The sequence below is a fragment of the Ciceribacter ferrooxidans genome (assembly GCF_004137355.1).
Taxonomy (GTDB): domain Bacteria; phylum Pseudomonadota; class Alphaproteobacteria; order Rhizobiales; family Rhizobiaceae; genus Allorhizobium; species Allorhizobium ferrooxidans.
Genome location: NZ_SDVB01000249.1, coordinates 87,303 through 103,028, shown reverse-complemented (window position 1 = coordinate 103,028; position 15,726 = coordinate 87,303). Strand labels below are relative to the sequence as shown.

Genomic DNA, 15,726 nt, shown 5'->3' with positions numbered 1-15,726 from the left:
CCTTTTTGCTTCAAAGAGTAACGCGGGGTGGAGCAGCCCGGTAGCTCGTCAGGCTCATAACCTGAAGGCCGCAGGTTCAAATCCTGCCCCCGCAACCAATGAAACTTGAATATTTTGCCATTCAAGTCGCTTAACAGAAAGCTCCTCCGCGTATGCGTCGAGGAGCTTTTTTTGTTTAAGATCGGTGTCGATCTCGCCCGACATCTGCCGTGCCATGAGATACTGGTCCACCACATCAGGTCAGGTGGACCAGCATCCCGTTCAGCTGCAGAAAGTGTTCCTCCGCAAAGCTCGAGGGCCCCACATGCGCGGGGATGAACAGAGCTGGAATTGAGCGCGATCGCGGACCGGCCCGTGTTTCCCGCACCGGCCGGGACGACTGTCGGCGAATGTGCGCTGTGTGTTCTGCGCCATGCGCTTCCCGCATGGGTGGACTGCGATGATCGGCAGATGTTTTGTCGTGTCGACCAGAAGTGAGGGCGTCGCAAGCGACCTGCCGACTGACCGGCCGGAAATGGGAAAGAGACGCCTCCGGGCTTCGCCCGCGCGCTCGTCGAGGCCCTTGTGGGTTACATGTCTGGGCCGGCCACTGCCGGCGCGGCCGCACCGAACTCGAGTTTCCGTCAGACGGCGCCGTCGCCGCGCTCTGAGCCATCGGCGATGATCGCGCGCTTTCCGACGTGATTGGCCGGACCCACGAGCCCTTCCTGCTCCATCCGTTCCACGAGTGATGCCGCCCGGTTGTAACCGATGGAGAGCTTGCGCTGGATGTAGGACGTCGAGCATTTCTTGTCGCGCATGACGATCTTTACCGCCTTGTCGTAGAGGTCGGTGGCATCCTCCTCGCCCATGGCGGAGCGGTCGAAGACTGCTTCGTCTTCTTCTGTCTCGGTTTCGTCGGCATCCTCCGTCACAGTACCCAGGTATTCCGGGCGCCCTTGGGTCTTCAGGTGTGCGACCACCTTCTCCACCTCGTGGTCGGAGACGAACGGGCCATGCACGCGCGCAATGCGGCCGCCGCCCATCATATGCAGCATGTCGCCCTGGCCGAGCAGATGCTCGGCGCCCTGTTCACCGAGAATGGTACGGCTATCGATTTTCGACGTCACCTGGAAGGAAATGCGTGTCGGGAAATTTGCCTTGATCGTGCCGGTGATGACATCGACCGACGGGCGCTGCGTCGCCATGATCAGGTGGATGCCCGCGGCGCGGGCCATCTGCGCGAGCCGCTGGATCGCGCCTTCGATCTCCTTGCCGGCGACCATCATGAGATCTGCCATCTCGTCGACGATGACGACGATGTACGGCATCGGGGAGAGGTCCATTTTCTCCTGCTCGTAGATCGCCTCGCCGGTCGACCGGTCGAAGCCCGTCTGGATCGTGCAGAGGATGGTCTCGCCCCTGGCGCGGGCGGCGGCGGCGCGGCCGTTGTAGCCGTCGATGTTGCGCACGCCGAGCCGCGACATCTTGCGATAGCGGTCTTCCATCTCGCGCACGGCCCACTTCAGCGCCATCACCGCCTTCTTCGGGTCGGTCACGACCGGGGTGAGAAGATGCGGGATTCCGTCATAGACGGAAAGTTCGAGCATCTTCGGATCGACCATGATCAGACGGCACTCCTCCGGCTTGAGCCGATAGAGCAGCGACAGGATCATCGTGTTGATGGCGACCGACTTGCCCGAGCCGGTCGTGCCGGCAACCAGCAGATGCGGCATCTTCGCCAGTTCGGCGATGACCGGTTCCCCGCCGATCGTCTTGCCGAGGCAGACCGGCAGCTGGAAGCGGGTTTCTGTATAGTCCCGCGATTCGATGAGTTCGCGGAAGTAGACGGTCTCGCGGACAGGGTTCGGCAGTTCGATACCGATCACGTTGCGGCCGGGCACAACGGCGACGCGGGCGGAGAGCGCCGACATCGAGCGGGCGATGTCGTCGGAAAGACCGATGACGCGCGAGGACTTGACGCCGGGTGCGGGCTCGAACTCGTAGAGCGTGACGACGGGACCGGGGCGAACGTCGATGATCTCGCCCTTGACGCCGAAATCTTCGAGAACGCTTTCCAGGAGGCCGGCGCTCTGCTCCAGCGCTTCGGGTGAGAGGATGTGCGTCTCCTGAGACTGCGGCAGTTGCAGGAGATCAGTCGAGGGAAAATCGTATTCCCCTTCCGATACCGTTCGGGCACTCGCGGTGCGATTACGGATCGGGGATTGTTCGGCGGCATCCTTCGCTACCGACGGAACGGCCCCTGCTTCAGGCGCCGTCGGGAATACCGGTATCGCCTCGGCAGCGGTGGCAGCACCTGGGAGGGCGTGGCTGATCCGGTCAAGGCCGACTTCCCGGTAGAGCGACGTGACCGACCAGCCTGCGTCGGCGGTGGGCGGTGCGAGGACCGGCCTTTTCGCTACCGCCGCTGTCGCGATGACCGGGGTCGGAATGGCGGCTGACGCGGCCACAACGGCTGCTACGGGTGGAGCAACCTGAAGCAGGAGATCGGTGCTTTCCGTCTCGTCATTTGGTTCCGACATCGCTTCCCAGAAAACGTGATCGGAGATGAACGCGGTCAGCGGCAAGGAATGGGCGTCAGCCGGCGAGGGGATCGGTGCCGCCGGCGTTATCGGATGTTCTGCCGCGTCATTCTGCGCAAGGTCGAGATGTGTGACCGCAGTCATCTTCATCGCCTGTGCGATCGTTGCGGCGGCCGGCAGGTTCTCCTGCGTCGCGGAGGCCTCGGCGGGTGCCTCCTCGGTCTGCCTGCTTCGGGCGAGTTCGCGACGGAGCCGGTAGCTGAGGGCGCGTGCGCCGGTGGCATCCGGCGGCTGCGGAAGGAATTCCGGCTGTGCGACTATCGGCGTGGAGTTTTCCGCCGCGACAGACGGCAGTCTGACCGGCGCCATCGGAGCGGTGGCAGAAGGTTCGGGGGCAGGGGAGGGTGTGCTCATGATCCCTGCCGGCGCGGGGTCGGCCGGCGTGGCGCGCTTCGGCAGTGCAGTATCGGGCGTGCGGGTGAAGCGAACGTTCGGTCCGAGCACGAAAGCCCTCTGCCAGATCGGGGCGTCGCCGCGGCCCTCGATCTCGCTGGCGGCAATCGAATCGGTATTGCGCGCCGTTTCGCTCGAAGTCGGCATCTGGGGGGGCGCCGGCATTTTCGCCTTGGTACGTCCGACTTCGCCGTCCGCCTGTTCGTCTTTCAAGTCATTGGAAAGGCGTGAGAAATTGGAACGGCTGAAACGCATGGCTACCTGCACATCTCTCGAACACGAACAACGGGCACTGCCAATCTTACTAGAAAATAAAGGTTAACCAGGTCTTGCCGAAGCCTGCCGGAGAGTGCTCTTTCCCCGCCTGCAGGGTCGGCAAATTGCGAGGTGCGGCGACCGTGCCACACTGGTTTTCACTTGCGTCCGGCGGAAGACGAAGGAAAGCCGGATGGTCATCTGATGTGCATGCAAACGCGCTCCGGAATGGCCGGAGCGCGTCGTGTCGACGTTCTTTTTTGGTTTCGGTATCACGTGGATCAGACGATGCCGCCGGAGCCGCCCTTGACGGCCGGGCGCTCGGAGGCGACCCGGGCACGGTAGCCGCTGGCGCGATAGGTGGCGACCGGATCGATCGCACCGCCGGCTCGGCGGCGGGCTTCGGCGAGGATCGCCTCTACATCCGTGCGATAGGCGCGCTTGAGCGTTTCCGTCGCCATCAGCGCATCGTTGTCGTTCTGGAAGCCTTCCAGTGCGGTGCGGTCGACGAGCAGCGCCTGGGCATAGGCGCGGCGGATCTCGTTGGCGCTGGAGATCAGGCTCTCGATCGGATCCGTCACATTGTGGCTCTGGTCGATCATGTGGGCCGGATGGAAGCCCTTCACGCCGCGATGCTCGGCGTCAACCAGTTCGTTGAAGACGAGGAACAGGCGGTAGGGCTCGACCGAGCCGGCGTCGAGGTCATCGTCACCGTATTTCGAGTCGTTGAAGTGGAAACCGCCAAGCTTGCCGAACTGGATCAGCCGGGCGACGATCATCTCGATATTGGTGTTGGGCGCGTGATGCCCGAGGTCGACGAGGCAGAAGGCCTTGTCCCCGAGCGTCTGGGCGATCAGGAAGTTGGTGCCCCAGTCCTGCACGACGGTCGAATAGAAGGCCGGTTCGTACATCTTGTGTTCGGAGAACAGCCGCCAGTCGTCGGGCAGGGCCTTGTAGATGTCTGCCATGGAGGCGAGGTAGCGCTCGAACTGGCGGGTGAAATTCGACTGGCCGGGGAAATTCGAGCCGTCGCCGATCCAGACGGTCAGCGCCTTCGAGCCGATGGCATTGCCAAGCTCGATGCATTCGATGTTGTGCTCGACGGCCTGGGCGCGAGTTGCCGCATCGACATGGCTCAGCGAGCCATACTTGTAGGAATGGGCCTGGTCCGGCGTGTCCGAGAAGGTATTGGAGTTCATGGCGTCGAAGCCTAAGCCCAGCGCATCTCCCTTTGCCTTCAGCTCTTTCGGGTCCGCCTTGTCCCACGGAATGTGCAGCGACACGGTTGGCGTGGCACGGGTCAGTTCGTTGATGACCGAGCAGTCTTCCAGCTTGTCGAAGATATGGCGCGGCTCGCCAAGGCCGGGGAAGCGGGCAAAACGGGTGCCGCCGGTGCCCACACCCCAGGAGGGAACGGCGACGAAGAATTCGGCGACCTTGCTTGTGACGGCGTCGATGTCGGTGCCGGTGCGGGCGAGCTTTTCGCCGAGCGCCGAATAGTCGGACTTGAGCGCGGCCGCGCGCTTTTCGTTTTCGGCCGCGATGACGTCGGCGGCGATTTGCTGATTGGTCATGGCTTTCCTCCCAAAGGTATTCCCCCTCTGTCACTTAGTGACATCTCCCCCACAAGAGGGAGACTTAACTCGCGTTTGCCGATGCCTTTTGCGCCAAGCAAAGTCATCGCGGTTACGCTCGGTCAACTCCTGTTCTTCTCCCCCCTTGTGGGGGAGATGCCCGGCAGGGCAGAGGGGGTGCTAAAGCTTGCTCAGCGCGTGAAGCTCTGGGCGTTGCCGGCATCGACATTGATGATGTTGCCGGTTGACTTGGCCGAGAGATCAGAGGCGAGGAAGTAGATCGCTTCTGCGATGTCTTCCGGGAAGACATTGAGCTTCAGCATCGACCGCTTGCGGTAGTGCTCCTCCAGATCGGTGACCTCGATCTTCGAGGATGCCGCCCGCTGTTCGCGCCATTCGCCGTTCCAGATCTTGGAACCGCGCAGCACGGCATCGGGGTTGACCGTGTTGACACGGATCCCGGCATCGGCGCCTTCCAGCGCCAGGCAGCGGGCGAGATGGATCTCGGCGGCCTTGGCGGTGCAATAGGCGGATGCGTTCGGCGAGGAGGCAAGACCGTTCTTCGACGCGACGAAGACGATGTTGCCGCCGATCGCCTGACGGCGGAACAGGCGGAATGCCTCGCGCGAAACGAGGAAGTAGCCCGTCGCCAGGATGTCGATGTTCTTGTTCCACATCTGAAGCGTGGTGTCCTCGACCGGTGCCGAAGAGGCGATGCCGGCGTTGGAAACGAGGATGTCGACGCCGCCGAATTCGACGCAGGCTTCGGCAAAGGTGGACGTGACGGCTTCTTCCTTCGTCACGTCTAGCGTGACGGAGCGGACGCTGTCGCCGCCGTAGCGCTTGGAGAAGTCGGCGAGCGTGTCGGCCAATGCATTGGCGTCGATGTCGGCGAGCACCACGCAGGCGCCTTCGGACATCAGGCGCTCGGCCGTCGCCCGGCCGATGCCGCCGGCGCCGCCGGTGACGAAGGCCACGCGGCCGGCCAGCGATTTCGGCTTCGGCATGCGCTGGAGCTTGGCTTCCTCGAGCAGCCAGTATTCGATGTCGAAGGCTTCCTGTTCGGGCAGGCCCTGATACTCGGAAACCGTCGAGGCGCCCTTCATGACGTTGATGGCGTTGACGTAGAATTCGCCGGCGATGCGGGCGGTCGCCTTGTCCTTGGCGAAGGACAGCATGCCGACGCCCGGAACCAGGAAGATGACCGGGTTCGGGTCACGCATGGCAGGCGAGTTGTCGTGCTTGCAGGTCTCGTAATAGCGTGTGTAGTTGGCGCGGTAATCTTCGAGCGCCTTGTCGAGGCCGGCGATCACGGCGTCGGCATCGGGCTTTGCCGGATCGAAATCGACGATCAGCGGGCGGATCTTGGTGCGCAGGAAGTGGTCGGGGCAGGAGGTGCCGAGCGAACCCAGCGGCTTCAGGTCCTTCGAGTTGACGAATTCAAGCACGGCGGCCTGGTCGTCGAAGTGACCGAGCTTGCGTTCGGCCTTGCCGATGCGACCGCGGATTTCCGGCATCAGCTTGGCGGCGATCGCGCGGCGTTCGGCCTGCGGAAGGCTCTTGGTCACCGCGCCGCCGAAGATCGTCTTGCCTTCGGTTTCCTCGGCGAACCACTCGATCGCCTTGTTGATGATCTCGAGCGTCAGCAGGTAGCATTCCTTGGCGTCGTTCGCCCAGGTGAACAGGCCGTGGCTTTCGAGCACGACGCCCTTTGCGGTCGGGTTCGCCTTGACGAAGGCTTCGAGGTCGAGGCCGAGCTGGAAGCCGGGGCGACGCCAGGGCAGCCAGCCGATGTCGGCGCCGAAGATCCTCTGCGTCAGTTCCTTCGAGTTCTTCGAAGCGGCGATCGCAATGATCGCATCCGGGTGCATGTGGTCGACATGGGTGAACGGCACGAAACCGTGCAGCGGGGTGTCGATCGAGGCGGCGCGCGGGTTCAGGTTGAAGGTGCAGTGGGGCAGGAAGCCAACGATGCGGTCCTCGTCCTCGACGCCCTTGTAAAGCGTCTTCAGCGCCTCGAGCTTGTCCATGTAGAGGGTGGCGAAACCGTCGAGCTTGATGGTGCCAACGTCGCCGCCCGAGCCCTTGACCCACATGACGCGGACCTTTTCGCCGGTCAGCGGATCGGTTTCCATGACCTTTGCGGAGGTGTTGCCGCCGCCAAAGTTGGTGATGCGCTTGTCGGCGCCCAAGAGGTTGGAGCGGTAAAGCAGCTTGCCGGGCTCGTTGAGCTTTGCGGCGTAGGCGTCGTCCCAACGGTTTTCGAGAAGGCGGGTTTGGCCCGTCATTGCTTCCTCCCTGTGCGTGTCGATTCATGGGTAACCCGACCGGGACCCATCTCCTTCTGCTGCACGGTATCGCGCATCCGCTGAACGCTTGTCAATCAATTTCGATCACAAACATTCATTGTGCGACGCAACATTATCTTTTTTGATCGTTTGTGATTGACAGCGTAGAAGCAATCCGCATAAATCACGCTCAGGAGGAGCCCATGCACGAACGCGAACGTCATCGCATCATATTAAGCGCGATCCAGGAAAAGCCGGTCATCACCGTGCAGGATATCGCCGAGCTGACCGAGGCTTCCGAAGCCACGATCCGCCGCGACATCGCAGCGCTTCACGTGCAGGGAAAGCTCCGCCGGGTCCGCGGCGGCGCTGAGGCGGTGCATCCGCCGCAGCTTGGAAATCTCGCCGCACGACCGTTCCGCGTTTCGGAATCGGTCAATATCGACAAGAAACGCGCAATTGCGCGCGCCGCCGTCGATCTCTGCGAGGAAGGCGATTCGATCATCATCAACGGGGGCACGACGACCTTCCAGATGGTGCATTTCATGTCGGCGCGCCGCCTGCAGGTAATGACCAATTCGTTTGCCATCGCCGAGCATCTGGTCAAGCATTCGAAGTGCACGGTTTCGGTGCCGGGTGGCGCGATCTACCGCGACCAGAGCCTGATCCTGTCGCCCTTCGACAATGACGCGATCCGCAATTTCTATGCGCGGCGCATCTTCATCGGTGCGCAGGGCATCAATGCGCATGGCGTAATGGAGTCCGACGCTCTGGTCATCCAGAGCGAGCAGAAGCTGGTGCGCCAGGCCGAGGAACTGATCATCATGGTCGATTCCAGCAAGTTCTCGAAGCGCTCGAGCCTGATCCTGTGTCCGCTCGACAATGTCTCGACGATCATAACCGACGACAAGATTCCCGACGAGGCGGCCGCAATGGTCACCGATGCCGGTGTGAAGCTCATAACGGTCAAGCCGATGGCTTCGTCCGAGAAGGAGGATTCCACGTCGGTCGCATGATGTGATCAGGCCGCGTGGGGGAGTTCAAAGCAGTCTATCAACCTGGGAGGAAGACGAAATGAAACTGTCCAAGACACTGCTCGCCGGCGTGGCCTTTGCCGCCATGGCAATGGCGTCCGCGGCCAACGCGGCCGACATGAAGATCGCACTCGTCGTCAAGTCGCTCGGCAACGGCTTCTTCGAAGCTGCCAACAAGGGCGCCGAGGAAGCCGCCAAGGAACTCGGCGGCGTCGAGATCATCTATACCGGTCCGACGACGACCACGGCCGAAGGCCAGATCGAAGTCATCAACTCGCTGATCGCCCAGGGCGTCGATGCCATCGCGATCTCGGCGAACGATCCGGACGCCGTCGTTCCGGCGCTCAAGAAGGCCGCCCAGCGCGGCATCAAGGTCATCTCGTGGGATTCCGGCGTTGCCGCCGAAGGCCGCATCATGCACCTCAACCCGTCTTCCAACGAGCTGATCGGCAAGATGTGCCTGCAGCTCGCCGCAAACCACCTCGAAGGTGGCAAGGGCGACTTCGCCATCCTGTCGGCGACCACCACCTCGACCAACCAGAACATTTGGATCGAGGAGATGAAGAAGCAGCTCAAGGATTTCCCGGGCCTCAACCTCGCCACGACCGTCTATGGTGACGACCTGGCCGACAAGAGCTACCGCGAAGCCAACGGCCTCCTGTCGTCCTCGCCGAACGTCAAGGTCATCGTCGCTCCGACGACCGTCGGTGTTCTCGCCGCCTCGCAGGCCGTCAAGGATGCCGGCAAGATCGGCCAGGTCTATGTAACCGGCCTCGGTCTGCCGTCGGAAATGGCCGGCGCCATCAAGTCGGGTGCCACCAAGGAATTCGCCATCTGGAACCCGATCGACCTCGGTTACTCGGCCACCCAGATCGCCTATCACCTGGTGAAGGGTGACACCGACGGTGCGCCGGGCGCGGAAATCGAAGCCGGCCGCATGGGCAAGATCAAGGTCGGCGACAACGGCGAAGCCGCCATGGCCGATCCGTTCGTCTACAATTCGTCGAACATCGACGAGTTCTCGAAGATCTTCTGATCTGCTGAAACTCGCTGATTGAGTAAACCAAGTCCCCCTCTGGCCTGCCGGCCATCTCCCCCACAAAGGGGGAGAAACCTTGCCGCATCCGTGTTGTCCGAATTGGGCTTCCACGCTGCGGCCAGGTTAAGCCCTCCCCCTTGTGGGGAGGGTGGGGAGGGGTTTTGAAGCAGAGCCGGATGATGACAGTTCAAACCCAAAAGCTCGATGCGCCAGCGCCCGCCGACACGCCGATCCTCGAAATGCGTGGCATTTCGCAGGTCTTTCCAGGGGTGAAGGCGCTCGACGGGGTGAACATCGCGCTTTATCCCGGCCAGGTGACCGCGCTGATCGGCGAGAACGGCGCCGGCAAGTCGACGCTCGTCAAGATCCTGACCGGCATCTACCGCCCCAATGAGGGCGAGATCCTGATCGACGGGCAGCCGATCGCCTTTGCCAATGCGCAAGGCGCGATCGACGCGGGCGTGACCGCAATTCATCAGGAAACCGTGTTGTTCGACGAGCTGACCGTCGGCGAGAACATCTTTCTCGGCCACGCACCGCGTACGCGTTTCGGGCTGATCGACTGGAAGACCATCAACCAGCGTTCCCGCCAGCTGCTGGCGGAGCTCGAAAGCAATATCGACCCGACCATCCGTCTCAAAGATCTGTCGATCGCACAGCGCCATCTGGTCGCCATTGCCCGCGCGCTGTCGGTCGAGGCGCGCATCGTCATCATGGACGAGCCGACGGCGGCTCTGTCGCGCAAGGAGATCGACGACCTGTTCCGCATCGTCGAGGGCCTCAAGCGCCAGGGCAAGGCAATCCTGTTCATCAGCCACAAGTTCGACGAACTCTATGAAATCGCCGAGAACTACGCCGTCTTCCGCGACGGCAAGATGGTCAGTTCCGGCGCGCTAAAAACCACGCCGCAGGACGAGATCGTCCGCCTGATGGTCGGCCGCGACGTCCACGATGTCTTCCCCAAGCTGCCCGTCAAGATTGGTGGCACGGTGCTTTCTGTCGCGGGCTATTGCCACGACACCGAGTTCCGCGACATCTCCTTCGACCTGAAACAGGGTGAGATCCTCGGCGTCTACGGGTTGATCGGTGCCGGGCGCTCGGAACTCTGCCAGTCGATGTTCGGGATCACGACACCGGCGTCGGGCCGGCTCACGCTGGAAGGCCGGGAGATAACGATCCGCACGCCCGCCGATGCGATCGCCGCCGGCATCGTCTACGTGCCCGAAGAGCGCGGGCGTCACGGACTCGCGCTCGAAATGCCGATCTACCAGAACATGTCGCTGCCGTCCTTGGCGCGCACCTCGGTCCGCGGATTCCTGAAGGCGATCAACGAATTCGCGCTTGCCCGCAAATATGCTGAGCGGCTCGACCTGCGCGCGGCGGCGCTTTCCGTGCCTGTCGGCACGCTTTCCGGCGGCAACCAGCAGAAGGTCGTCATCGGCAAGTGGCTCGCCACCCGGCCGAAGGTGATCATTCTCGACGAGCCGACCAAGGGCATCGACATCGGATCGAAGGCGGCGGTGCACGGTTTCATCTCGGAACTCGCGGGCGAGGGGCTGTCGATCATTATGATCTCCTCGGAACTGCCGGAAATCCTCGGCATGTCGGACCGCGTGCTCGTGATGCACGAGGGGCTGATGGCCGGGCTTTACGACCGCGACGGACTGACTGCCGAGACGCTGGTGCGCGCCGCCACCGGCAACCGCTAAGGACATTCGACATGCAACGGCTTCTCAAGAACCGCGAAATCCTGCTGGCGCTGATCATCGTCGTGATGATCGCGGGCTTCTCGACGCGGGCGTCGAATTTCGCTACGCCCGGCAATCTGGCGACGATCTTCAACGACACGTCCATTCTGATCATCCTGGCGCTCGGCCAGATGACGGTGATCCTCACCAAGTCGATCGATCTCTCGGTCGCCGCCAATCTCGCCTTCACCGGCATGGCGGTTGCCATGCTCGACGCCGCCTATCCCGGCCTGCCGCTGGCGCTGCTGGTCGTTCTCGCGATCGGCATCGGTGCGGCCCTCGGCGCCATCAACGGCTTCCTCGTCTGGCTCCTGCAGATCCCGCCGATCGTCGTAACACTCGGCACGCTCACCATCTATCGCGGCATGGCCTTCGTGCTGTCGGGCGGCAGTTGGGTCAACGCCCACCAGATGACGCCCGACTTCCTCGACCTGCCGCGCATCGCCGTCCTCGGTCTGCCGATCCTGTCATGGGTGGCGATCGCGATCGTCTTCCTCATCTGGTTCGTGCTGACCCGCACGCCGTTCGGACGCTCGACCTATGCCGCAGGCGGCAACCCGACCGCTGCCGTCTATGCCGGCATCGATGTCGGACGCGCGCGCTTCCTCGCCTTCGTGCTGTCCGGCGCGCTGGCCGGTCTTTCGGGCTATCTCTGGGTGTCGCGCTATGCGGTCGCCTATGTCGACATTGCCGCCGGTTTCGAGCTGGACAGCGTCGCGGCTAATGTCATCGGCGGCGTTTCGATCGCCGGCGGCATCGGCTCGGTGATCGGCACGGTCCTCGGCGCCCTGTTCCTCGGCGTGATCAAAAACGCGCTGCCGGTCATCGGCATCTCGCCGTTCGCCCAGATGGCCATTTCCGGCGTCGTCATCGTGCTTGCCGTCGTCTTCAACGCCCGGGCCGAGGCCAAGAAGGGCCGCATCATCCTGCGCGACCGCGCAGCCAAGGACAGCCAGGAGGTGACCGCATGAGCACCGCGACTTCCGAAACCGCGACCACCCGGCGGCAGATCCCGGACCGGCTGGGGACGCCGTTCAAGCGGCTGCTGGCCAGCTGGGAAGTGCTGCTGTTCGGCGTGGCGGTGGTGATCTTCATCGCCAACTCGCTGGCCTCGCCCTATTTCCTCGACGCCTGGAACCTGTCCGACGCCACCTTCAACTTCACCGAAAAGGCGATGATCGCCTTTGCCATGGCGCTGCTGATCATCGCCGGCGAGATCGACCTTTCGGTCGCTGCGATCATCGCACTGGCCTCGACCGCCATGGGTTATGCCGCGCAGATAGGCATCGGCGCTCCCGGCCTGGTGGCGATCGGGATCGGCACCGGGCTTGCCTGCGGCGCCTTCAACGGCATCCTGGTGGCCGGGCTGAAACTGCCGTCGATCGTCGTCACCATCGGTACGATGAGCCTGTTCCGCGGCATTTCCTACATCGTGCTCGGCGACCAGGCGTATGGCAAGTATCCGGCGGATTTCGCCTTCTTCGGCCAGGGCTATGTCTTCTGGGTGTTCTCCTTCGAGTTCGTGCTATTCTTGGTCATGGCCGTCCTGTTCGCCGTGCTACTGCATGCGACCAATTTCGGCCGGCATGTCTATGTGATCGGCAACAATCCGCTCGCCGCGCGCTTCTCCGGCATTCCGGTCGAGCGCGTGAAGTTCATCCTCTTCTTGCTCACCGGCCTGATGAGCGGCATCGCCGCCGTTTGCCTCACCTCGCGCCTCGGCTCGACCCGTCCGTCGATCGCGCAGGGGTGGGAGCTCGAAGTGGTGACCATGGTGGTGCTTGGCGGCGTATCAATCCTCGGCGGTGCCGGCACGATCGCCGGCGTGGTGATCGCCGCCTTCGTCATGGGCCTCGTGACCTTCGGCCTCGGCCTCCTCAACGTGCCCGGCATCGTCATGTCGATCTTCATCGGTCTGCTTTTGATCGTCACCATCGCGCTGCCGATCATCGGCCGGCGCATCAAGCAGGCGAGGCCAGCGAAATGAGCAAACTGGAACGGCATGCCTTTAAGATGAAGCTCAATCCCGGCATGGAGGCGGAATACAGGAAGCGCCATGACGAGATCTGGCCGGAACTCATTGATCTGCTGCATCAGGCCGGCGTCAGCGACTACACGATCCATCTCGACCGCGAGACCAATATCCTGTTTGGCGTCCTGACCCGTCCGAAGGATCACACGATGGCAAGCCTGCCGCAGCATCCGGTGATGAAGCGCTGGTGGGCGCACATGGCCGACATCATGGAGAGCAATCCGGACAACTCTCCGGTTGCCACGGATCTCGTTCCGGTGTTCCACCTGCCATGACTGCCGCGCAACACGCCCGCGTCGCCGTCATCGACATCGGCAAGACCAATGCCAAGGTCGTCGTGCTCGACGGGGAAACCGGTGCCGAGATCGCGATCCGCAAGACTGCGAATAGCGTCGTCGCCGGTCCTCCTTATCCCCACTACGACGTCGAGGCCCTGTGGTCGTTCATCCTGACTGCTCTGGCTTCGTTTGCCGAAGTACCCGGCTACGATGCGATTTCGATCACCACGCATGGCGCGAGTGCAGCGCTCCTCGATGCCGGGGGGCAACTCGCCATGCCGGTCCTCGATTACGAGCATGGCTATCCGGCGGAGGTCGTCGCCGAATACGAGGCGCTGCGTCCTGCATTTTCCGAGACCTGTTCACCCGCGCTTCCGGTCGGCCTCAATCTCGGAGCGCAGCTTCACTATCAGAAAACCGTCTTTCCCGAGGCGTTCGCGCAGGTCAGGACGATCCTCACCTATCCGCAATACTGGGCCTTCCGTCTGACCGGCGTGGCGGTCAACGAGGTGACTTCCCTCGGTTGCCACACCGACCTCTGGAACCCGGGGCAAGGTGCTTACTCGACCCTCGTCGACAGGCTCGAAATAAAGGCGCAGATGGCGTCGGTACGCTCTGCCTTCGACGTGCTGGGCCCGGTGCTTCCGGAGGTCCGCACAACGATCGGTCTCGACGTCGCCGTGCCGGTCTACTGTGGTATCCACGACTCCAACGCGTCATTACTGCCGCATCTCGTTATGCGACAGCCGCCTTTCTCGGTGGTGTCGACGGGCACCTGGGTCATCTGCCTTGCGGTCGGAGGAAATCCCGCAGGGCTCGATCCCGCGCGCGACACGCTTTCCAATGTCGACGCCTTCGCCCGGCCGGTACCGTCGGCCCGTTTCATGGGTGGTCGCGAATACGAGATCCTGACGCAAGGCGTGGCCGAACCGTCGCCAGACGCACTGGAGTCGGCCGCCAGGACGGTCATTGCCAAGGGCGTGATGATCCTACCCAATGCAGTCGAAGGATCAGGACCTTTCCCGGGTCGCAAGGGACGGTGGGTCGGTGAGCCTGCGTCGGATACTGAACGGGTCGCTGCCGTCTCGCTCTACGTGGCGATGATGACGGCGACGTGCCTCGATCTTGTGAAGGCCGCGGGGCCGATCGTCGTTGAAGGGCCGATGGCTCGGAACAGCGTTTTCCTCGCCGCGCTGGCGTCGATCACTGGTCGTGACGTAATAATCGACGCCGAAGGCGGCGTGAGCGGCACCGCGCTCGGCGCGGCGATGCTCGCCGGGGTGCGGCCGCGGGCAGGACACCCGGCTGTCATTTCCCCGCTATTCGATGTCACCTCCCATGTCGGTCGTTGGCGAGCGGCGCTGGCGTCTGACCTCTAAGATCCGGGCTGTCGCGGCTTCACGGCGAAACACACCCGGGCTCCTGGAGGTCCACTTCCGGAAGGCGCGGTGAAAGGCGCTCGGCTCGGAAAAGCCGAGCTGGGCGGCAATCTCGCCGACGCTGTTTCGGCTCTCGAGCAGCAGTTCCATCGCGCGCTCCCGCCTGATCTCGTCCTTTATCCCGGCAAAGCTCCGGCCTTCGGCCTGCAGCCGGTGGCGCAGGGTCGACGGCGACATGCGCATTTGTGCCGCGATGCCCTCGAAGCTGCCCCAGTTCGTTGGCGGGGTCTGCCGCAGCCTGCGCCGAATGCCGGCCGCGAGGCCGGCGTCGTAGCGGTAGCGCACGAGAATGTTGGCGGGCGCGCCCCGGAGGAATTGCTTCAGTGCCTGTTCGGTGCGGGCGATCGGCAGCCGGAGCAGTTGCCGGTCGAAAGAGAGGCGACTGACCGGTTGTCCGAAGTGCACCGGCGCACCGAAAAATAGCCGGTAGTCGGCACCCTGTTCAGGTTCGGCGCAACGGAAATCAACCTTGCGGATCGGAATGCGTCGGCCGACCAGCCAGCAGGCAACGCCGTGCAACAGGATCCAGTAGGTACGGTAGGCAAAGGCCGAGCGCGGTCCCGTTCTGTCCTCGAGCACGATTTCGGCGAGACCCTCATTGATTTCAAGTCGGCCGGAGGGATCTTCCAGGATCACGTTCAGGAAGCGGAGCGCCCGTCGCAGGGCGTGCTCCAGCGTCGGCGCGTGCAGCACGCAGTGGCAGAGAAGCGTGAAACTGCCGTTGCGCATCGGTCGGGCACCCATGCCGAAGAACTCGTCGTCCACTTCGGCTGCGACGGCGAGCCAGAGTGCGCCGTAGATCTCGGCGGAGACCGGAAGGTTGACCACCGGCGGCAGCCCCACCGACGCCAAAACCGGCGCCGTCGGCTTGCCGTGTCGCCGCAGGCAATCGAGCGCTTCCTCGATGAAGGAAGGCGAAATCATCCGTCTGTCCGGCTCGGCCATTCGCCCCTCCGATATGGTAAAACTGTCCAAAAAATCTGGCCGCTTTGGTCATCGCTTGCAATATACTGTCCGCATAGAGTCCGGCAACAAGGATCGGCGGAGGAGCCGGTTCGCATGCA

At 63.1% G+C, this 15,726-nt stretch carries 11 protein-coding genes and 1 tRNA gene; 8 read left to right on the top strand and 4 right to left on the bottom strand.

Going from position 1 to position 15,726, the window contains the following annotated elements:
• Positions 1-21: 21 nt before the first annotated feature.
• Positions 22-98, top strand: a tRNA-Met gene (locus EUU22_RS16225).
• A gap of 525 nt (positions 99-623) precedes the next feature.
• Here the strand turns inward: EUU22_RS16225 and EUU22_RS16215 are convergent.
• The 3 genes from EUU22_RS16215 to EUU22_RS16205 all read right to left on the bottom strand — a co-directional run bounded on the left by EUU22_RS16215 (position 624) and on the right by EUU22_RS16205 (position 7,092).
• Complete coding sequence (locus EUU22_RS16215; protein WP_129333017.1) at positions 624-3,230, bottom strand: DNA translocase FtsK; 2,607 nt, start codon at positions 3,228-3,230, stop codon at positions 624-626.
• Positions 3,231-3,511: 281 nt separating this feature from the next.
• Positions 3,512-4,804 carry an L-rhamnose catabolism isomerase gene (gene rhaI, locus EUU22_RS16210; protein ID WP_129333016.1) on the bottom strand — a complete coding sequence of 431 codons (1,293 nt, stop codon included), beginning with the start codon at positions 4,802-4,804 and terminating at the stop codon, positions 3,512-3,514.
• 191 nt (positions 4,805-4,995) lie between these two features.
• Entirely contained in the window at positions 4,996-7,092 is a 2,097-nt protein-coding gene (locus tag EUU22_RS16205; protein WP_129333015.1) for a bifunctional rhamnulose-1-phosphate aldolase/short-chain dehydrogenase, read from the bottom strand.
• Positions 7,093-7,295: 203 nt separating this feature from the next.
• Between EUU22_RS16205 and EUU22_RS16200 the strand changes: the two genes are divergently transcribed.
• From EUU22_RS16200 to EUU22_RS16170, 7 genes are all read left to right on the top strand, one after another.
• Positions 7,296-8,108: a DeoR/GlpR family DNA-binding transcription regulator gene (locus tag EUU22_RS16200; RefSeq protein WP_129333014.1), complete on the top strand. Its 813-nt coding sequence runs from the start codon at positions 7,296-7,298 to the stop codon at positions 8,106-8,108.
• Positions 8,109-8,166: 58 nt separating this feature from the next.
• Complete coding sequence (gene rhaS, locus EUU22_RS16195; protein ID WP_129333013.1) at positions 8,167-9,162, top strand: rhamnose ABC transporter substrate-binding protein; 996 nt, start codon at positions 8,167-8,169, stop codon at positions 9,160-9,162.
• A 179-nt stretch (positions 9,163-9,341) separates the two neighbouring features.
• On the top strand, positions 9,342-10,874 hold the full coding sequence (locus tag EUU22_RS16190) for a sugar ABC transporter ATP-binding protein (RefSeq protein WP_129333012.1): 1,533 nt from the start codon (positions 9,342-9,344) through the stop codon (positions 10,872-10,874).
• A gap of 11 nt (positions 10,875-10,885) precedes the next feature.
• Positions 10,886-11,884, top strand: coding sequence for an ABC transporter permease (locus EUU22_RS16185; RefSeq protein ID WP_129333011.1), 999 nt, complete (start codon positions 10,886-10,888; stop codon positions 11,882-11,884).
• Positions 11,881-12,900 (top strand): ABC transporter permease, encoded by a 1,020-nt coding sequence (locus tag EUU22_RS16180; RefSeq protein WP_129333010.1) that lies wholly within the window; start codon positions 11,881-11,883, stop codon positions 12,898-12,900. The genes EUU22_RS16185 and EUU22_RS16180 overlap by 4 nt, the downstream gene beginning before the upstream one ends.
• Positions 12,897-13,220, top strand: coding sequence for an L-rhamnose mutarotase (gene rhaM / locus EUU22_RS16175; protein WP_129333009.1), 324 nt, complete (start codon positions 12,897-12,899; stop codon positions 13,218-13,220). Before EUU22_RS16180 ends, rhaM begins: the two co-directional genes overlap by 4 nt.
• Positions 13,217-14,602 carry an FGGY-family carbohydrate kinase gene (locus EUU22_RS16170; protein ID WP_129333008.1) on the top strand — a complete coding sequence of 462 codons (1,386 nt, stop codon included), beginning with the start codon at positions 13,217-13,219 and terminating at the stop codon, positions 14,600-14,602. Before rhaM ends, EUU22_RS16170 begins: the two co-directional genes overlap by 4 nt.
• On the opposite strand, the gene EUU22_RS16165 is transcribed toward EUU22_RS16170, so the two are convergent.
• A complete protein-coding gene (locus tag EUU22_RS16165; RefSeq protein ID WP_129333007.1) occupies positions 14,543-15,607 on the bottom strand; it encodes an AraC family transcriptional regulator in 1,065 nt (354 codons plus the stop codon). The two genes, EUU22_RS16170 and EUU22_RS16165, sit on opposite strands and share 60 nt — an antisense overlap.
• Between the last annotated feature and the right edge of the window lie 119 nt (positions 15,608-15,726).